The organism is Clostridium sp. CAG:221, from assembly GCA_000435835.1.
Classification (GTDB): domain Bacteria; phylum Bacillota; class Clostridia; order Clostridiales; family Clostridiaceae; genus Clostridium.
Window position 1 is genome coordinate 1 of record FR883382.1, and the last position, 20,297, is coordinate 20,297.

Genomic DNA, 20,297 nt, shown 5'->3' on the forward strand with positions numbered 1-20,297 from the left:
ATGATTGAGTATGGAGATAGCATATATATTGGGACATGCTACAATCCAATAGCAGGAATATATTATAGAAATGTTATAAGCAACTTAACTAGTAAAGGAATGGATGCTGAAAAGGCAGCTAAAATTGCAAGTAAATTAATAGAACTAATGTATGATGGTGCTATGTATACAGAAGGAATATCTCAGACATCACCAGTGATAGTAAAAGTTAATAAGGAAAGTTATGATGCTGAAATTGTATATAAGTATACAGCAGGTAGGAATAATATGGCTGGTTATAGGATGGCAGCAGAATTTAATGACAAATTATATTTTGTAGGTTCTGGATATCCAACTAATAACCTTGTGGAAATAGATCCAATAAATAATACATCAAATGTGGTATTTGAAAGTACTGCTTTAGATAGTGCATTTTCAACAGGGATAAGAGGCTTATATGTTTATGATAATCAATTGATAATGTCTATGAGTAGTGATACCTCAGATATAAAAGGAGTAAGGATTCTTACAACATCAAATCCATCATCAGGTGAGTGGACAGAAATAGCAAATCAAGATACATTTCTAGATTTACCAGCATGTTATAAAAGAGATGGAATAAATGGTGGGGGAATATGGGATATAGTATCTTTTAATGGATACTTATATGTCAGTATCGTTACATCTAAAACAGATCCAGATACTTTAGTAAACAATAAACAAGGATTTGCTATGTTTAGAGGAAGCAAAGAAGAAGATGGAACTTGGTCATGGAAAATGATTATTGGAGATAAGAATCAGGGAGCTCTTTATGATTTTGGCTTAGGTGTTAAAGAATCTGGAGCAGGAAACTTATTTGTTTATGATAATTATTTGTATATTGGAAATTATAATGATCCGATGTTAGATTTAGCTGAAATACCTAATAATGGGAATTTTGAACTTGTATATAATGATTTAGTGAATGCAGTAAATTTATATAGAATGGATGAAAATGAAAATATAGAAATGGTTGTAGGTCAGCCTAATGAAGAATTTGTAGCAGGACCAATAGGAAATATGGGACCTGGGTTTGATGATCCAATGAATCAATATGTTTGGAGAATGGGTGAATATAACGGAAAACTATTTATTGGAACATTTGATGCATCAACATTACTTAATGGATTTACACAATTAACAAATGGCGAGCTAATTAATATGCCTAAGGATGAATTTATAAGAAAGTTAAATTTAGTTAAAGAGTTAATAGAATTATTAATAAGTAAAGATGTTAATTTGGTAACGGAAGAAAAGCAGATAGAGCTTTATGATGCAAATACTAACTCTATAGATGAATTAGTTGGTGCTTTAGATTTATTGGAAAATAATTTAGATGAAACAGCAGTAAATAATACTGAAGCAAGAAATACTAATGAATCAATAATTGATATGTATTATGAAATAGAAGCTTTATATGAAGAGACAAAAGAAAGCTTAACTGATGATATAATATCAGAAATAGAAGAAATACTATCTATAATCAATATAAATAATATAAAATGCTATTTTGCAATTAATGAATATTGTAAAAATGCAACTAAAGGATTCGATTTATTAGTTTCGGAAGATGGAGTTAATTTTCAGGTAATAACAAGAAACGGGTTTAATGATAAATATAATCATGGCTTAAGAACTTTCCAAGCTACTGAAGAAGGACTGTTTTTAGGAACAGCTAATCCTTTCTATGGTACATAGTTATGGCTTTTAAAAGATAAAGATTCTTTTGTAGAAGATGATAATAATGAAAATCCAGGTGATGAAAATGACACTCCAGGAGAAGATAGTGAAATTTCCGATGATAGTACTCTAAAAGATACTGTAGAAGATAGTAATAAAGATCAGGTAATTGTGGTTGAAAATCAAAATAATAAAGATAAACAACACAATAAACTGCCTGTTACAGGAGGAATTAATAGTGCTTTTGTAATTGTTGTTGCAGTTATACTTATGATGTTTGGTTTTAAAATATATAGTTATAATAGAAAACAATAATTATCAATTAAAGAGGGGCTGTATAAAAATAACATTTGATACTAGTCGATAAAAAAGGGAATTCGTATTCGAATTCCCTTTTTTGTATATAATATTGTTGTGGAAAATTTCAAAAAATGTGATACCTATGCAGTGAATATAGTCAAGTATAATATGAAGACAAAAAGTAGGGAACCTTCAAGAAAAAATTGAAGGTTCCACTTATTTACAACATGTTTTTTTTATAAACCTATTTAAATTTTTAATAAATGCAATATAATGAATAATGATAATATTTATTATGTTAAAAGCTAACGGCAAATATTAAGGAGAGGAAAGGTACTTGGAAAATGATTGTTATACTTTCGTTAATAGTAGTTTTAATATTAATTTTATTTTTATATAATAAAGATCTTTTTCATAGAGATACAGTTATAACTATAGTCACTAGTCTTCCATTAGGAATTTTTAAAGATGAAAGTAAAAAGCAAATAGTTAAGGAAAAAGAGCAAATTAATATTAAGAAAGATGAAAATAATATTAAAACTGGACAAGTAATAAATGAAGCACCATTAGTGGAAGTTGAAGCTAATGAAGACGTAGAAAAAGAAGTTGAAAGCAATGAAAGTATTGAAATTCCAAAAGAAAAAGAAGTTATAGTCTATTGGACACCAAATGGTAAAAGTTATCATATGAAAAATACTTGCAGGACTTTAGCAAGAAGCAAGGTAATCCTTAGTGGAAATACTTTAGAATGTGAAAAAGCAATATGTTGTGAGCATTGCAAAATTGAAGAGGATAAAAATAAGATATAGTATTACTATATCTTATTTTTTTAAGTAAATAATAAAGAGATTTTTCGCTTGGAGTTTTTAAATAATTTTAAAAAAATGTGCTCATCATTATAATTAGGATTAGAAATAACAGAAATAGGAATTGCTTTTTTATTGACGCCATTTAATCTATAATTTATATTTTTTAAATAAATATCTATAAAATGAAGGCTGTTATTAATAAGTCTTAGTTTTTTAAAATATTTTTTTGCAAGAATAAGATTATTAGTATAGTAATAGCATAAAGCAATTTCCATTAAGAATTCTTCTGAATGAATAAAATAGATATCTTTTTTTATTAAAGAAAGCTTTTCTAGATAGATAAGAGCTTTAGAATATTCCTGTCTTTGAGAAAAAATAATACCAAGCCTATACATGGAATAATAATCTAAATCATTTAAGGAAAGGGACTTAGTAAAGTATTTTTCTGCTTTATCATATTTATCTAATGATAAATAATAATCACCATAAATCCTAAAAAATTCATAATCATTGGAATAAATCTTGTATGCTTCAGATAAATAATTAAGGGTTTCATTTATATTATTATCTAATGAATAAAATGCAAGACTTCTTAATTCAAGATAGTGGTTTAAAGTCTCATCATCAATGTCTTTTAAATGGCTATATGATAATGGATTTAGCTCATATAAATTTTTGAAAAGAATATTGATATCTAAATTAGTATACATATGAAAAAGCTCTTTTTTTCTATCTAGCCATTTGAAGTGATTAGAAAATAAGATAAACACTTCATTAGGGATGAACTTATGAGTTGTTAGATATTCAATGATTATTTGTTCAATATAAAAGGAAAGTTCTTCTAGAGAGAATATCTGATAACTTAGTAAGTTTTTCCAGTTATCAATATCTATCCTTAATTGGAATTTGGTATAAATTTCATTTAATTTATTAATAAGTATAGTTTCTTTTGAAGTAATAAATCTTTTATACATTGGTGATGGAGTAATTTTATCATTAGGTACATTTTCAATTTTCTCTTTGATAGCATTAATATATTTATTAAGAGTTGTATTTTGTGGTGTTAGTTTACTTAATAATTGAAATAAATCTAAAGCTTTAAAATATTCATAAGAATAGTAATAGCTTAAAGCTAAATCAGTTAATGCATTAATATTAAGATGATTTTTTAATTTTGATGTATATTTTTCAAGATAAAGTATTGCTTTAGCATATTGTTTCGTTTTTACTAAAAGATGTCCAAAGCTTGCTAAGCAGTACATATCAGAGCTATTTATTTCTAAAGCTTCTCTAAAATATGTTAATGCACTTATGGTATCATTTTTATTAAGATAATAGGTGCCAAGAAGTCTTAATAAATCTAGGTCATAAGCGTAGATAGAATAGGCCTTACTAAGATATTCAATAACATTTTTATCACTACTATAAATAAATGCTTTTTCTCTAAGTTCAAGATATTCTTCTATTTTATCCTTACTAATGGTTGAAAGATAGTTATAGCTCAAATTAAGAGGATGATTTATTTCTTGTAGCAGAAAATCAACCATATTTTTTGGATATTTCTCATAAAGCTCTGATTCTCTTTGGTTAAATTTTAAATATTTATCAAAAAGTAAAAATATTTCATGAGGTATATATCTATGAATAAAAATATAATTTATTAAATCTTTTTCTAAAATACTCAGTAGATCTTTATTGATAAACATATAAGACTTTAATAATTCCACCCAACTATCAATGCTAAATCTTAAGGTTGGATTGGTGTATATATAGTTAAGTCTATAATTAAAATCAGATATGTAATTTTTATTATCTAATGAGTCATCACAATAACTTTTAATATTTTCATAAGTATAGTCCATTGAATTGTTAGATAAGCATTTAGACATATCTTTTACTGAAGTATTTACCAGTGACATTGCTTTTACATAAGCATTTGTCAGAATGGTGTATTCATTAGTATCTTTTTCAATGTTATAGCACTCTATTAATCTTGAATATGCCTTTTTTATTTCCTTTAAATCTTTTGTAGGATTAATTTCCAGTATAGTCCAACAACTCATATAATACTCCTTTCTTCTATAAAAAGTAATATAATTATCATAACATAAATTGTATAAAAATGGAAATTGTTATTAAAAATTCATAATTATATAAATATAAAGTAGATATTTTAAAATAATAAGTAAAAAACAAATATAATTTATATCCATTTCGTACAAAATTTGGTCAAAAAACATATATTAAATTGTCAGATAATAATTATAAATTTAATAAGGGGAGACCATATATGCTAATTGATATAGTTCTTATTTATGCCATAGGTAGAGGTGGATTAGAAAATGTTATATCAAAGGTATATAAAGGATTAGTTAAGAAAGGGCATAGAGTTAGAGTATTTCAAGCATATAGGCCAGAATATATTGAATGGGAAAGAAATTTTGATGAAATATATTATTATGGTGAAGATATTCCTTTTTCTATGATAAATTCAGGATTATATAAATATGCAATGAAATATAGACAGGCTATTGAAGAAAAGGGGAAACCAGATATAGCTATAGCAACTCAATCCACAAATTTAAGCTATATTTGCAATATTGCCTTAAATGGAAAATCATATAGAGGTGTTCCACAGATTTCTTGGTTACATGGACCTGTAAGTGCCTATGGAGGTAGAGAATTTTTAAGTTTCAGTAATTCGCATATGGCATTATGTAATAAGCTAGCCGATGATTTAGCTGTGGCTCTAGATAGAGAGAATATATATGTTGTGGGAAATCCAGTGCAGGTAAAGAATGTAGATATTATAGATAGACCAAAAGAAATGCTGACTATAGTATCAGTAGGAAGACTTAGCCCAGAGAAAGATATTGGGACGTTAATTAATGCATTAGCGCTTTTGAAACAGCCGTGGAAGCTTATAGTAGTTGGGGATGGAGGTCACTATTCTACATTAAGAGCTTTAGCAGAAGCAAAGAAAATTAATGAAAATATCCAGTGGGCTGGATGGCATGAGAACCCTTGGAATATTGTTAAGGAGGCATCTGTTACAGTGATTTCATCATTATATGAGGGATTTTCAATGACTACAGCAGAATCCTTAGCTAGAGGGATTCCAGTGGTAACTACTAAGTGTGGTGGTCCTGAAGATATGGTCACTGAAGGTGTTAATGGATGGTTATACCCAGTAGGGGATTATATGCGATTATCAGAGATATTGTCTAATATTCAAAATGGTAAATATATTTTACCTAAAGCAGAAGTTTGTATTGATTCAATACAGAAATTTGATGAACAAGTAGTTATAAATAAAATAGAGGAAGTAATAATAAAAACTTATTATAAATTCTATGGCTTTACACGCTTATGATAAAGAAATTAGGTGAAAAAAGATGTTAATAGATATAGCATTATACTATGTTGGAGGACGAGGAGGTGTAGAAACTGTTACTACAAAGATATCTGAAGGTCTTAGGAAAAAAGGTCATAGGGTAAGGGTAATGATGGCATATGCTCCTCCCTATGTAAAATGGATAGATTCTTTAGAAGAGGTTTATTATTATGGTAATGGAATAGAAAGTGAATCTTATGAAAATTTAGGAGAAGGCTATAGACATCTTATGGAGAAAATAGGATATCCAGATGTATGTATTGCAGGTAATATACCATCTCAAAGCTATATATGTAGTTTAGGGCTTAATTCAGCAAGAACTGACAAAAAAATACCTATTTTATCTTGGCTCCATGGAGATATAAATATTTATAGAGATCCATATTTGATAACCTATGCTAAGGCACATTTGGCAATAAGTTCAGCAGTTAGTGATGGAATAAGGAGCTATGATAAGGGAAAAAATATATATTTAGTGAACAATCCAATTAGTATAAAGAAGGGGAACATTATAAAAAGGCCTCAAGATGGTATTTTTAAAATATTAAGTATTGGTAGGCTTGAAGAAGAAAAAAATTTATTTATGCTTTTGCATGCCTTAAACAAAATAAATGGAAAATGGAAAGCTACCATAATTGGTGATGGTAGTAAAAGAAAAGTGTTAGAAAGTGCTGCTGAAATATTAAGAATAAATGAAAATATAAGTTGGAGTGGATGGAAAGAAGATCCTTGGGAATCTGTAGAGGAAGCTAGTATATGTATTTCAACTTCAAATACAGAAGGATTTGCTATGGTCTTAGCAGAAGCATTATCTAAAGGTATACCAGTTATAGCTACTAGATGCGGAGGTCCTATGGATATAGTCCAGGATGGAATTAATGGATGGCTTGTTGATAAAAATGATTATTTTAAGGTTGCAGAAATAATAAATAATATAATCACCAATAAAATAGCATTACCTTTACAACAAGTATGTATATCATCTGTGGAAAAATTTAGTGATGATATAGTTATTTCAAATATAGAAAGTGCAATTATAAAAGAGTTAGAATAAAAGGTTTAATATTTTGATAATAATTATTAAAAAAGAGGGAAACCTCTTTTTTATTTTTACTTGCTTTATTTGTGCTTAATTTTTTGTTAAAAATTATAGGATTAATAGCTTTGAATTAAATAAAATCATGGATATAATAAAGATAGCATATTTAAAAAGGAAAAGGTGAACTAAATTTATGGAAGAATTAAAAAAAATAATTAATGATATCTTCAGTGAAGAAATAATAAAATTAGTTATAAGTAATAAGTCCAACAAAGATGTAAAATATAATAAGATAAATATTCTTTTAAAGGAAAATAAAACTAAAAAATATTACCAAATTGAAAAGTTTACAGATAAACAGGTATTTCATGAAAATATATCCTTAGAGGAAATTGAAACTGCCGTATTAGAATATACAGTAGGAAATTATAAACAATTTACGGCCTGGTCAAATGTAACTACATATGATGTGAAGATTTCTAAAAAAGGAAAAGTACATTGTAGCAAAAAAGGTGGCAATAATGAAAAGCTTGCTAAAAAGGGACATAATAAAGAAAAGAATTACATACTTAAAGAAGGCATGATCATAGAGCCTTTAATTGATTTAGGTGTATTTACTAAGGAAGGAAAAGTTATAAATTCTAAATATGATAAATACAAGCAAATTAATAGATTCATAGAAATAATTGATGATGAAATAAAGAAAAATGATTATAAAGAACTTACAATATTAGATTTTGGATGTGGAAAATCATATTTAACATTTGTTTTATATTATTACTTTGTAGAAATAAAAAAAATCGATGTAAAAATGATTGGATTAGATTTAAAAGAAGATGTAATAAAGAAATGTAATGATATTGCTAAAAACTATGGATATAAAAATTTAAGCTTTGAATTAGGTGATATTAATGGATATAAGTATAATAACAAAGTAGATATGGTTATAACCCTTCATGCTTGTGATACAGCAACAGATTATGCTTTATATAATGCTATAAAATGGAATGCAAAAATGATATTTTCAGTTCCATGCTGCCAGCATGAATTTAATACTCAAATGAAAAGTGAAAATCTTTCAATATTGACTAAGTATGGTATAGTACAAGAGAGAATTGCAGCTTTAATGACAGATAGTGTAAGAGCAAACCTTTTAGAATGTGCAGGATATAAGACTCAATTACTAGAATTTATTGATATTGCACATTCACCTAAAAATATCTTAATAAGGGCATCCAAGGCGAATATATCTAAAGAAAAACAGGCTAAGTCTCTAAATGAAGTTAATTCATTAATTAAAGAATTTAATGTAAATCCTACATTATATAAATTACTAAAAGAAGACGAAATAATATAAAAAGGCTTCCAGTAGCTCTAGCTACTGGAAGCTTTTTATATGTAATTAAGTTGTAATAATTATGTAATAATATATCAATAATTAGCATTTACACTAAGTATATATTATTATACAAAAATCAAATATAATTACAATATTGTATATTTTTTGTAAATACTATGATAAAATCAAAATATTACTAACATTTGGAGGGAGTTTATGGGGAAAGTAAATAGTAAATATGCCTTAATAGCTTTAAGTAGTATATTTGCCTTAAGTATGTTTGGCTGTACTAAAACAAGTGATACATCAGAAATGGGAAGATATATAGAAGAATTCTATGATGCACCTGAAGGGATTTATGATGTAAGAGATTTAAGAGTTCTTGCAGATGGAACTATAGGAATGCTAGCTTATGGTGAAAATGAAATTGAGCTTTATATTTCAGAAGATGAATGTAAAAGCTGGAATAGAAAAGATATAAATTTACCACAAGGTGATTCAGAAAATGACATGCTATCAGTGAATAATGCAATTTTATCAAAAGATGGAGAGATTTTTATTTCATACTGTTTTTATGATTATACAGAATATGAAGAAGGCGAAAATTTAAAAGAGGAAGCTTTAGATGATAGTGCAGAAGAGTCAGAGGATGCTGTAGAGGATGATAAATATTATGAGCCAGAATATAAATATGCTTTTATAGATGCTGAAGGAAGTATACATGATATTTCTTTAGATGAAATATCTGAAAGTGCAGAGGAAGAGTCAGAAGATGATGAAATGTACTATGGAGGATACTATTATTATACTTTTAAGTTTGCTAATAATGGAGATATTGTATTTTCCAATGATAATGGAATGATATATCAATTAGATCCAGCTAGTGGTGAAATGAAAAATGAATTTGTCTTAGACGATTCATATATTAATGCTTTTGTTACTTTAGGAGATTCTTTATTAGTTCTTGGAGATACTTCCGTAAAGGAATATAGTTTAGAAAGTGGTAAAGAACTAGGAAACATAGAGGCTTTAGAAAGTGAAGTATTATATGAAAATAACTCTAAATTCTATGGTATTTCTAATATATTTTCAGATGATGATAAGACTATATATTATAGCAATACCACAGGGCTTTATAAATATGAATTGGGGAGCAAAGAAGTAGAGCAAATTGTAGAAGGAACATTAAGCTCAATAGGTGATGACAATATGTATATTAGGGCATTTGTTGTAGGAAAAGATAACACTTTCTTGGCTTGTGGACAAGATTACAATAGCCATGAAGGTGGTACAAGTATCATAAAGTTTATTTATTCAGCTGATACACCAAAGACACCAGAAAATCAAATAACAGTTTATTCATTATATGAAGATTATAATATAAGACAAAATATAGTGCTATTTCAAAAAGCAAATCCAGATATATATGTTAAGCTTGAAACTGGTATTTCCGGTGAGGATGCAGTGACAGAATCAGATGCTTTAAGAACTTTAAATACTGAGATAATGGCAGGTAAGGGACCAGATATAATCTTACTTGATGGTATGTCAGAATCATATCTTGAACAAGGATTATTAGAGAATATAAGTGATGTTATAGAAGAGTATACAAAGAATGATTTATTATTTGAAAATATAATAGATGCATATACAGATAAAGATGGAAAAGTATATTCAATTCCAACAAAGATTAAAATTCCTGTAGTGGCAGGAACAACTGAATATGTAAGCTCAGTTACTGATTTGCAGACATTAAGTGAAGCGTTAGTTAAATCAGCAGAAAACTCTGGAAAAGCAAATGAGGAGAAATATGTTGAAATGTATACTCCATCAATGCTTGTGAGTATGCTTTATTATGCTAATGGCAGTACGTGGCTAAATGAAGATAATACAATAAATGAAGATAATATAAAAGAGTTTTTAGAGGAAGCAAAAAAAATATATGATGCATATGTAGCAACTTATGATGAGGATCAATATGAAGAATATAAGAAAAGTATGCAGTATTATATAGATGAATATGGTGAGGATACAGATATTTATTATTTAGATAATTATTTAAGTCCAATGAGCATTATGGATGAATCCGCTAAGAAGCTTGCAGTAGGAGTTATTAGTGGAGTAGATTTCATAGAACAAATGTATTCTTTAAATAAAGCTAATGAAGATATAACGTATGCTCTAATAAATGGACAAACATCTGGAATATTTGTACCAAAAAACTTAATGGGAATTAATGCAAAAAGTGATAATAAAGAAATAGCTAAGAAGTTTATTTCCTATTTATTAAGTGAAGAAAGTCAAAGCAAAGAATCTTATGATGGATTGCCTATTAATAAAGCTGCCTTTGATAAGATGTCAGAATATCCATATGCTGATGATTTTGTTGGAGAAAATGGAGAACCTTATAGTGAAGGTCAATCTATTGGCACATGGGGCTTTTCAGATGAAAATGGAACAATAGTTGAGTTAGAAATGTATTGGCCAACAAAAGAATACTTCAATATATTTAAATCTGAAGTGGAAAGTTTAAAGACTCCAGTTACTGTTAATACTATTGTTTTACAAGAAGTGTCAAAGGCATTTGATAAATATGCAAATGGAAATGGAAATTTAGATGAAGTTGTTAAGAGTATAGGCGATAATATTGATTTAATATTGGCGGAATAGTATGGAAAAGATAAAGAAAAGGAAAAGAAAAAAATATGAAATGGCAGGATTGTTTTTTATCCTGCCAAGCTTAATAGGAGTAAGTATATTTATTTTAATTCCATTTGCAGATGTAGTTATACGATCTTTTCAAAGTCCAATAACAAGGGATTTTGTATTTTTTCATAATTATATGGAGGTATTTAAAAATGCAGCTTTTAAGTTAGCTGCAATAAATACCTTAAAATTTGTTTTTATATGTATTCCATTATTACTTATAATCTCTCTTACAATAGCAGTGTTAATGCAGAGGTTTATAAGAAATGCCTATATAATAAAGACAGCTTTTTTAATACCAATGGCTGTGCCTATAGCCTCTATAGTATTGATATGGAAAATATTTTTTCATGAAAATGGAGCATTAAGTGCATGGTTAGTAAATCTAGGGGGCCATGGAGCTGACTGGATGAATACAGACTTTGCCTTTTGGATATTAGTTTTTAGTTATATATGGAAAAATCTTGGCTATAATATTGTTTTATGGCTTGCAGGTTTAAGCTGTATATCTGAAAGTATTTACGAAGCAGCTAGAGTTGATGGTGCTAGTGAATGGAAATGTTTCACTAAAATAACTCTTCCTAATTTGAAGACTACATTATATACAGTATCAGTGCTATCTCTTTTAAATTCATTTAAGGTATTTAGAGAGGCTTATCTTATTGGTGGAGATTATCCAGATAAAAGTATGTATGTTTTGCAACATTTATTTAATAATTGGTTTAGAGATTTATCCTTTGGGAAGATGTCAGCAGGATCGGTTATTATGGCCATAGTGATATATATTCTAATAGCACTATTACAGAAAGCTTGGGAAAGAGAAGATTAAAGAAAGGTAGATAATATGAAAAAGAAGATAATAACTTTACTTTTGTTTATTTTAGCAATGATAATGTGTTTTCCTATAGTATTTCTACTTTCAGGATCTATTATGGGAGCTGCAGAAATCAAAGAGTATTTAGGACCTGTGTTAAATGATGGAAATGGATATGTTACCTGGAGTGTACTACCAAAGTATGCAACTTTAAGATCATATGTAGAGCTTTTATTAGATACACCGAAATTTTTTGTAATGTTTTGGAATTCAGTAGGTATGACAGTTAGTATTTTAATAGGACAGTTATTAGTATCAGTAGCAGCAGCATGGGGATTTGCACGATATGAATTTCCACATAAGAAGCTACTATTTACTTTATATATAGTACTTATGCTTATGCCATTCCAAGTTACAATGCTTTCAACATATTTGGTGCTAGATAAGATGAAACTTATAAATACAGTAATGAGTATAGTGTTACCAGCAGTTTTTTCAACTTTTCCTGTATTTATAATGTATAGATTTTTTGTCAGCATTCCAGAAAGTATTATAGAATGTGCAAGATTAGATGGTGCCAGCGAGTTTAAAATTTTTATTAAGATAGGAATACCTTTAGGAAAGCCTGGAATCATGTCAGCAATAATCCTTGGATTTTTAGAATATTGGAATTTAATTGAACAACCATTAACATTTTTAAAGGATAAGAGTCTTTGGCCTTTATCATTGTATTTGCCTAGCATTGGCTTAGAAAATGCAGACGTAGCATTTGTAGCATCTGCTGTAACATTAATAACAGCAATAATAGTATTTTTTGCAGGTCAAAGTTATCTAGAACAGGGAATAGCATCAACAGCAGTAAAGGAATGATAATATGAAGATAAAAGAAATAATAAAATATCAGTGGAAAAGTAAGGAAAACAAAACCTTACAGCAAAAAGCTTTGAAGATTTTAGGTTATTTTTTAGTATTAATGTTTATTCTTACTATCTTATCAAGATTTGCAGATTCTTTATTGATTCCAATTGTAAAGACTGAAACATTAAAAGGAATGACTATTACCCATGAAGTTGAAGCTAATGGAAGCATAATTCAAAATAGAGAAGAGGGTATTGATGTAATTGAAAATCTAAAGGTTTCACATGTAAATGTATATCCAGGCAGTGAAATCAAAGAGGGAGATACATTATTTGAAATAGACTTAACTGATTTAAAGTCACAGATTCAGCAAGTTGAAAATGAAATATCTGAAAAAGAAAAGAATTTATCTAGAGCTACTGAGGACTACAATTTAGCAGTATCTAGGCAAGATAAAATAATTTCAGATGCATTAGATGCATATAAAGAAGCAGAAAATTTAGTAAATAAATATAATAATGCCAGTGAAGAGGAAAAACAATCACTAGATAAGGAAGCCATTGAATATGATTATAATTTAAAAAAAACTGCTTATAATCAAGCTGTAAATGATAAAAGTAGTAATCTTTTAATGGAAAAGAGAGCCTTAGAAGATGTTAAAGAAGCATCTAATACTGATGAACTTAAAAAGAAACTTGAAAATCTAAAAAAGATTGAAGGAGCAGAGGGAAAATTTGTTTCAGAGAAGGAAGGTATTGTAACTAATGTAGCAGTAGTAGCAGGTGATGTTACTAGCGCAGGAAGTGCAGTATATTTAGCAGATAAAGAATCAGGATATAAGTTTGTAGCAGAATTATCTAAGGATTTAAAAAAATACGCTAAGCAAGGGCAATCAGTAGTATTAAAAATAGGTAATTCTAATAATGAAATAGGAGATTTAACTATAGATAGCATAAGTAAAGGCGAAGATGATAATTACAAGGTTTCAGTACTATTACCAACTGGTGTAGGAGAAATAGGAGATGGTGGAAACCTTACTTTGTCTAGCAAGAGCAAGAAGTATCAAGTTTGTGTGCCGCTGGAAGCATTACATCAAGAAGGACAAGATAAATACTATATATTAGTGGTAGGAGAAGAGGATACTATATTAGGGACAGAAAAAGTTGCTGTGAGAGTTGATGTATCTATAGCAGATAAAAATGATACTTATGCAGCTTTAACAGAAGGTACTATAAGTAATAGCCAGAAAATTATAGTTAGCAGTAATAAGACTATAAAAGAAGGCGATAGAGTCCGTTTGGAGGAAGAATAAATGAAGAGGATATTTAGCCATGTAATTAAGATAGCTTTAGTTTTGGCTATGATTATATGCTGGGTATTATCTATAGGATATACCAATAGATTAACTTCAGTAAAAAATACTTTTAATATATATTTTGATAAAGAAGAATATCTTCCTGCTGATATTTATAAGATGCAGCAAGAAGAAAAAGATAAAGATAATCCTCTGGCCTTCACAGGATGGTATGAAAAAGAAAAGCAAAGTATATTAAATAATAATTTTAATAGGACAATAGAAAGTAACATAATATTTATTTGTGGCAACTCTTATCTTGTGGCAGAAGGACCCGTATTATTTGAAGATGATATAAAAGGGTGCTTAATTGATGAAGAAACAGCATATAAGCTTTTTGGTAGCAATGATGTCATAGGTAATACAATTATTTATGATAATAGAGAATTTATTATTAGAGGCATCCATAGAGCAATGGAAGATACTATAATAATGCAAGCAGAAAGTGATTCAAAAGATAAAATTCAAGGATTACTTATTGATATAAGCAATGATGGTATAGAAAATATAAAGCTTATAAGTGAGAGATATGGTGTGAAAGAATATGGCGTTAATTCTACAGTTTATTATAACTTAGGAAAAATGTGTACAAGCCTTTTACCATTAATAATATTATTGATTATAGTATGTAGTGCTTTAAAAAAAGCTATTGAAATTAAAGATAGACCAGTATTGTTCATATTTAGTATTATGATGATAATAGTATGGATAACTGCATTCTTTTGTATAACAAGATACAAAATATCTATTCCAGTGGATATTCTTCCAAACAAATGGTCTGATTTTGATTATTGGAGTAAATTTTTTCAAGAATGTATGGATAAGGTAAAATATGTTATTTATATGAAGAAATATATGATTGATATTTATGTAATTTCATATTTAAGTAAAATAGCTTTATGCACTATAATTACCATAACACTATTTTTCGTAAATAAGAGAAATATTAAGATTTACTCTATGAAAGAATTATTTATAGCCATTCTTGCACTATTCATCATTACTTTTATGGCTATTTGTATATTAAAAGAAAGTATATTCATTAATAATTCTTCAGCAGTTATATGGCTTATATGTCCATACTATTTATTATATAGATATTCATATTTGATTAGAGAAAGGTTTTTGAGAAAAATACTTCAATAGTAAATATGCAAAAATATTTTTAATCTCTTGAAGAATTTATAGAAAAATAAAAATTAAATGTTTATTTTACTTGCACATTTAAATTCTTTGTGATATATTAAATTCATAAAATAAATAACAAATAATTATTATTAATTAATAATTAGATAGAGGAGAAATAATTATGTTAGATCAAAAGACAATCGATATAATAAAAAGTACAGTACCAGCATTAAAAGCTCACGGATTAGAAATAACAACTACTTTCTACAAGAATATGTTTGCTAATAATCCAGAAGTAAAACCTTTATTTAATATGGACAAGCAAGCTTCTGGTGAACAACCAAAAGCTTTAGCAATGACAATATTAGCTGCTGCTCAAAACATAGATAACCTGCCAGCTATTTTACCAGTAGTTAAGAAAATTGGAGAAGTTCACTGCAATAGTGGAATCCAAGCTGCACATTACCCAATCGTAGGAAAAAACCTTTTATTAACTATAAAAGAAGTATTAGGAGATGCAGCTACTGATGAAGTTATAGAAGCATGGGGAAAAGCTTACCAAGTAATTGCTGATATATTCATTTCAGTTGAAAAAGAAATTTACGAAACAAGAAAATAATCTAAAGAGGCTGTATCAAAATAATATTTGATACTAGCCAATAAAAAAGGGAATTCGTATTTGAATTCCCTTTTTTGAATACAGTATAATTATGAAACATCCCATTTATATATAATTTAAAAATTTATCTCTTTGATATATAATAGATATTATTAAAAAATAATTGTAAAGGAAGATACCATATGACAAAGATTATAAATAAGCCTGAATTATTAGCTCCAGCAGGTAGTTTAGAAAAATTAAAGATTGCATTTCAATATGGAGCAGATGCAGTATATTTTGGAGGAGGAGCATTTTCACTAAGAGCTACTGCACAAAAGTTTACATATGAGGAAATGAAGGAAGGAGTAGAATACGCACATAGTTTAGGGAAAAAGATTTACTGTACAGTTAATATAATGCCTAAGAACAGTGAAATAGATGCCTTAATTGAGCATTTAAAAAGACTAGATGAAGTAGGTGTAGATGCTGTTCTAGTTTCAGATTTAGGTGTACTAGCATTAGTTAAAAAGTACACTAATTTAGCAATACATATAAGTACTCAAGCAAACACAACTAATTATGCAGCTTGCAACATGTGGGAAGAACTAGGAGCAGAAAGAGTAGTACTAGCAAGAGAAAGCACATTACAAGATATTAAGGATATACGTAAAAATATTTCTCCAGAGTTAGAGCTAGAAATATTTGTTCATGGAGCAATGTGTATTTCTTATTCAGGAAGATGTCTTTTATCAAGCTATATGACAGGAAGAGATTCTAATAGAGGTGCATGTGCACAAAGCTGTAGATGGAAATACTCTCTAGTAGAAGAAAAAAGACCAAATGAATATTTCCCAATAGAAGAAGATCAGCATGGAACATATATAATGAATTCAAAAGATTTATGTATGATTGAGCATATACCAGAGCTTATGCAAGCAGGAGCACAATCACTTAAAATAGAAGGAAGAAATAAGAGTGAATATTATTTAGCACTAGTTGTTAAGGCATATAGACAAGCAATAGATTTATATTGTGAAGACCCGGAAAACTATAAGCTACCTAAAGCATTATTAGATGAAATGTATAAAGTAAGCCATAGAGAATATCATACTGGTTTCTTCTTTAATGAACCAAAGCATGAAGGAATAATTTACAAAACAAATAACCATGTAAGAGAATATGATGTAGTGGCAATTGTTCATGAATATGATGAAGAAACTCAAATAGCTACATGTAAGCAAAGAAATAAGTTCTCAATGGGAGAAAAAGTAGAAATACTTTCTTCAAACTCTGATGGTGGAGAATTTGTTGTAGAAGAACTTTATGATTTAGAAGGTAACAAATTAGAATCATGTCCACATCCAGGAATGATGTGTAAAGTTAAGGTTCCATACAAAGTAGAGAAAAACTCATTCATTAGAAAAGAGCTTATTTAAGTTAAAATGATGAATTATGAATTACGAATTATGAATTAAGGATGAAATTCGTAGAATTTCTGAAAATATATATTTTTTGAACTTCTTAGAAGTTCATTCCGCAATTCATCAATCATCATTCATCATTCATCATAAAAAAAGCAATACACGTAGGTGTATTGCTTTTTTTATGGCAGTTTTGTTTTATTTGGAGTCATATATGTATTATTTAAAAATGAGTGTATGGGGGTTATAATTTTAATATAGATTATAAAAGTATAAAGATAAAGGGCAGTAATGTAATAATAAAAGGTTTGGAGGAGTTTTTATGGATTTTGGATCAATATATCATAGGACTAGTGATAATTATTGCTATCCACTAAATGAATATGATTTAATTATAAATTTAAAGACAGGATATGATATAAAGGAAGTATATATACATTATGAAGATCCGTTTATAAATGGTATATTAGGCGGAAAAGAAAAATGGCAAAGCAGAAGAGAAAAAATTTATTATAAAAAGAGGTTAAAAAATCATATATGGTGGACAACAACATTAAAGCCAGAATTTAAAAGATGTAAATATTACTTTGAGCTAGTAACAGAAGATGAAACTTGGTTTTATTTAGAAGATGGATTTTATACAAAAGAGCATATTGAAAATAGCAAAGGGTTAATGCAATGTTTTACTTTCCCATGGATGAATAGTGAAGATATCATTAAGACTCCTAAGTGGGTAAATGATACGGTGTGGTATCAAATTTTCCCTGAAAGATTTTGTAATGGAGATGCTACACGTAATCCAGAAAGTGTAAAGCCTTGGGCTGGATTTAATGATAAAGTAAGTAATGAAGAGTTTTATGGTGGAGATTTACAAGGAATAATAGATAAAATTGATTATTTAAAAGATTTAGGAATAACAGGCATATATTTAACACCTATAAATGAATCACCTAGTAGTCATAAATATGATACCAAGGACTATACCAATATAGATCCTCATTTTGGTAATAAGGAAGTAATGAAAAACCTTGTAAGGATAGCTCATGAAAAAGGAATAAGAGTAATGTTAGATGGAGTATTTAATCATTGTGGCTATGAATTTGCACCATGGCAGGATGTTGTAGAAAAAGGACCTAATTCTAAATATTATAATTGGTTTATGGTTAATAAATGGCCATTTGAAGAAAGAGGGCAAAATGCAAGAAAAGGAAACTATTACTCCTTTGCTTTTAGTGATAATATGCCAAAGTTAAATACAAATAATAAAGAGCTTAGAGATTACTTTCTAGATATTTGTGAAATGTGGGTTAGAGAATATGATGTAGATGGATTGAGGTTGGATGTAGCCAATGAAGTATCACATAAATTCTGTAAAGAGCTTAGAAGTAGAATGAAGGAAATTAAAGATGATTTTTATATTTTAGGTGAAATATGGCATGATTCCATTGAATGGCTTAAAGGCGATGAATTTGATGCAGTAATGAATTATCCTCTTTCAGGAAGTATATCTGACTTTTGGTTAGATGAAGAACTTACTAAAGAAGATTTTGAATATTCAATAAATAGATGTTATACAATGTATATGCAGCAAAATAATGATGTTTTATTTAACTTATTAGATTCCCATGATACAGAAAGACTTATTAATAGGTGCCAAAACTTAGATAAATTTTATCAACAATTAGCAGTTCTTTTCTCTATGCCGGGTACAGTATGTATATTCTATGGTACGGAGATTGCCCTTGAAGGAGCACATGATCCTGATTGTAGAAGATGTATGCCTTGGGGAGAAATAGAAGATGGCAAGTATGATGAAAGAATAGAAATGATTAAGAAATTAATATCTATAAGAAAAAATGAACCTATATTGAGAAGTAGAAATTTTCATTTTACCAATGATTTGAAAGGTGATAGAATAGTTGAGTATATAAAGCTAGATGATTATAATCATAAGATTAAAGTAATATTGAATTGTTCAAAAGAAGATATAGAAATAGAAGACGAAGGAATAAATTTATTTACAAATCTTTATGAAAAAAATATACTAAAAAGCAATGGGATTATAATAAAAAGGATATGTAATTAATAAAAAGATGCGAATCCTGTTAAAAATTTGTTTTATTATTAACAATATGACTTTTTTTATCGTTTCACATCCTTTACTAATTAGATATATGAAATTATAATATTATTGTGGAAAAAAAATTTAAGAGTTTTGTTTATTATTTTTAAATAATAAATAATAGGGGGAATACATATGAAAAGTTTACTTTTAGTAACGTCACCACCAGCTTGTGGAAAGACATTTGTATCAAAAGAGTTAGCAAAAGCATTAAATCCAATAGTATACTTAGATAAAGATACTTTAATTGGATTATCTAAGCAAATATTTGTAGTTGCTGGAGAAGAATACAACAGAAGTTCAGATTTCTTTGAAGAACATATAAGAAATTATGAATATGATGTAGCACTAGATTTAGCTTTAGAAGCTTTAGATTACTGTGATACAGCATTAGTAAATGCTCCATTTACTAGAGAAGTAAGAGATAAAGAATATATGGACAACTTACGTGCTAAACTTGCAGAAAGAGATGTTGAGTTAGTAGTAATTTGGGTAGAAACAGATCCAGAAGTATGCCACCAAAGAATGATCGAACGTAATTCTGATCGTGATACTTGGAAACTAGAAAATTGGGACAAGTATATAAGCGGATGTAATTTTGAAAAACCAGATATTCCAGGATTAATGGTATTTAAAAATTCATCAACAGAAGAGTTTAATGAATCAATAGCTTCAATGGTAAAGCACTTTAGAGGATAATTTTACTCTTTTGTG

General features: G+C 28.2%; 16 protein-coding genes. 15 read left to right on the forward strand and 1 reads right to left on the reverse strand.

Annotated elements, in window-relative coordinates; translation table 11 throughout:
- The 3 genes from Q5O44_RS03855 to Q5O44_RS03865 form a co-directional block, all read left to right on the forward strand.
- A partial coding sequence (locus tag Q5O44_RS03855) for a hypothetical protein (RefSeq protein WP_022167071.1) occupies window positions 1-1,716 on the forward strand: 1,716 nt, incomplete at its 5' end.
- A gap of 153 nt (window positions 1,717-1,869) precedes the next feature.
- Entirely contained in the window at window positions 1,870-2,013 is a 144-nt protein-coding gene (locus Q5O44_RS03860) for a hypothetical protein (protein WP_022167072.1), read from the forward strand.
- A 329-nt stretch (window positions 2,014-2,342) separates the two neighbouring features.
- Window positions 2,343-2,807, forward strand: a complete 465-nt coding sequence (locus Q5O44_RS03865) for a hypothetical protein (RefSeq protein ID WP_022167073.1) — start codon at window positions 2,343-2,345, stop codon at window positions 2,805-2,807.
- A gap of 20 nt (window positions 2,808-2,827) precedes the next feature.
- On the opposite strand, the gene Q5O44_RS03870 is transcribed toward Q5O44_RS03865, so the two are convergent.
- Window positions 2,828-4,870, reverse strand: a complete 2,043-nt coding sequence (locus Q5O44_RS03870; RefSeq protein ID WP_022167074.1) for a tetratricopeptide repeat protein — start codon at window positions 4,868-4,870, stop codon at window positions 2,828-2,830.
- A gap of 227 nt (window positions 4,871-5,097) precedes the next feature.
- Here Q5O44_RS03870 and Q5O44_RS03875 point away from each other — a divergent pair, with 227 nt between their 5' ends.
- The 12 genes from Q5O44_RS03875 (at window position 5,098) to Q5O44_RS03930 (ending at window position 20,282) form a co-directional block, all read left to right on the forward strand.
- On the forward strand, window positions 5,098-6,180 hold the full coding sequence (locus Q5O44_RS03875) for a glycosyltransferase (RefSeq protein ID WP_022167075.1): 1,083 nt from the start codon (window positions 5,098-5,100) through the stop codon (window positions 6,178-6,180).
- A 22-nt stretch (window positions 6,181-6,202) separates the two neighbouring features.
- On the forward strand, window positions 6,203-7,255 hold the full coding sequence (locus Q5O44_RS03880; protein WP_022167076.1) for a glycosyltransferase: 1,053 nt from the start codon (window positions 6,203-6,205) through the stop codon (window positions 7,253-7,255).
- Between the two features lie 178 nt (window positions 7,256-7,433).
- Window positions 7,434-8,597: an SAM-dependent methyltransferase gene (locus Q5O44_RS03885; RefSeq protein ID WP_022167077.1), complete on the forward strand. Its 1,164-nt coding sequence runs from the start codon at window positions 7,434-7,436 to the stop codon at window positions 8,595-8,597.
- Between the two features lie 198 nt (window positions 8,598-8,795).
- Complete coding sequence (locus Q5O44_RS03890; protein ID WP_022167078.1) at window positions 8,796-11,249, forward strand: ABC transporter substrate-binding protein; 2,454 nt, start codon at window positions 8,796-8,798, stop codon at window positions 11,247-11,249.
- A 1-nt stretch (window position 11,250) separates the two neighbouring features.
- Entirely contained in the window at window positions 11,251-12,114 is an 864-nt protein-coding gene (locus tag Q5O44_RS03895) for a carbohydrate ABC transporter permease (RefSeq protein ID WP_022167079.1), read from the forward strand.
- A gap of 15 nt (window positions 12,115-12,129) precedes the next feature.
- Complete coding sequence (locus Q5O44_RS03900; protein ID WP_022167080.1) at window positions 12,130-12,969, forward strand: carbohydrate ABC transporter permease; 840 nt, start codon at window positions 12,130-12,132, stop codon at window positions 12,967-12,969.
- Window positions 12,970-12,973: 4 nt separating this feature from the next.
- Entirely contained in the window at window positions 12,974-14,269 is a 1,296-nt protein-coding gene (locus tag Q5O44_RS03905; protein ID WP_022167081.1) for an efflux RND transporter periplasmic adaptor subunit, read from the forward strand.
- Window positions 14,270-15,457 (forward strand): ABC transporter permease, encoded by a 1,188-nt coding sequence (locus Q5O44_RS03910; RefSeq protein WP_022167082.1) that lies wholly within the window; start codon window positions 14,270-14,272, stop codon window positions 15,455-15,457.
- Between the two features lie 163 nt (window positions 15,458-15,620).
- Entirely contained in the window at window positions 15,621-16,058 is a 438-nt protein-coding gene (locus Q5O44_RS03915) for a globin domain-containing protein (RefSeq protein ID WP_022167083.1), read from the forward strand.
- Between the two features lie 182 nt (window positions 16,059-16,240).
- Entirely contained in the window at window positions 16,241-17,476 is a 1,236-nt protein-coding gene (locus Q5O44_RS03920; RefSeq protein ID WP_022167084.1) for a U32 family peptidase, read from the forward strand.
- A gap of 307 nt (window positions 17,477-17,783) precedes the next feature.
- Window positions 17,784-19,547 (forward strand): glycoside hydrolase family 13 protein, encoded by a 1,764-nt coding sequence (locus Q5O44_RS03925; protein WP_022167085.1) that lies wholly within the window; start codon window positions 17,784-17,786, stop codon window positions 19,545-19,547.
- 171 nt (window positions 19,548-19,718) lie between these two features.
- Window positions 19,719-20,282 (forward strand): AAA family ATPase, encoded by a 564-nt coding sequence (locus tag Q5O44_RS03930; RefSeq protein ID WP_022167086.1) that lies wholly within the window; start codon window positions 19,719-19,721, stop codon window positions 20,280-20,282.
- Window positions 20,283-20,297: the final 15 nt, after the last annotated feature.

What these genes read in the sequence shown, in the direction of transcription:
- Q5O44_RS03870 (WP_022167074.1), bottom strand. Translation starts at nt 4,870, where the DNA reads ATGAGTTGTTGGACTATACTGGAAATTAATCCTACAAAAGATTTAAAG.
- Q5O44_RS03925 (WP_022167085.1), top strand. Translation starts at nt 17,784, where the DNA reads ATGGATTTTGGATCAATATATCATAGGACTAGTGATAATTATTGCTAT.
- Q5O44_RS03920 (WP_022167084.1), top strand. Translation starts at nt 16,241, where the DNA reads ATGACAAAGATTATAAATAAGCCTGAATTATTAGCTCCAGCAGGTAGT.
- Q5O44_RS03875 (WP_022167075.1), top strand. Translation starts at nt 5,098, where the DNA reads ATGCTAATTGATATAGTTCTTATTTATGCCATAGGTAGAGGTGGATTA.
- Q5O44_RS03880 (WP_022167076.1), top strand. Translation starts at nt 6,203, where the DNA reads ATGTTAATAGATATAGCATTATACTATGTTGGAGGACGAGGAGGTGTA.
- Q5O44_RS03865 (WP_022167073.1), top strand. Translation starts at nt 2,343, where the DNA reads ATGATTGTTATACTTTCGTTAATAGTAGTTTTAATATTAATTTTATTT.
- Q5O44_RS03895 (WP_022167079.1), top strand. Translation starts at nt 11,251, where the DNA reads ATGGAAAAGATAAAGAAAAGGAAAAGAAAAAAATATGAAATGGCAGGA.
- Q5O44_RS03910 (WP_022167082.1), top strand. Translation starts at nt 14,270, where the DNA reads ATGAAGAGGATATTTAGCCATGTAATTAAGATAGCTTTAGTTTTGGCT.
- Q5O44_RS03885 (WP_022167077.1), top strand. Translation starts at nt 7,434, where the DNA reads ATGGAAGAATTAAAAAAAATAATTAATGATATCTTCAGTGAAGAAATA.
- Q5O44_RS03905 (WP_022167081.1), top strand. Translation starts at nt 12,974, where the DNA reads ATGAAGATAAAAGAAATAATAAAATATCAGTGGAAAAGTAAGGAAAAC.
- Q5O44_RS03890 (WP_022167078.1), top strand. Translation starts at nt 8,796, where the DNA reads ATGGGGAAAGTAAATAGTAAATATGCCTTAATAGCTTTAAGTAGTATA.
- Q5O44_RS03900 (WP_022167080.1), top strand. Translation starts at nt 12,130, where the DNA reads ATGAAAAAGAAGATAATAACTTTACTTTTGTTTATTTTAGCAATGATA.
- Q5O44_RS03915 (WP_022167083.1), top strand. Translation starts at nt 15,621, where the DNA reads ATGTTAGATCAAAAGACAATCGATATAATAAAAAGTACAGTACCAGCA.
- Q5O44_RS03930 (WP_022167086.1), top strand. Translation starts at nt 19,719, where the DNA reads ATGAAAAGTTTACTTTTAGTAACGTCACCACCAGCTTGTGGAAAGACA.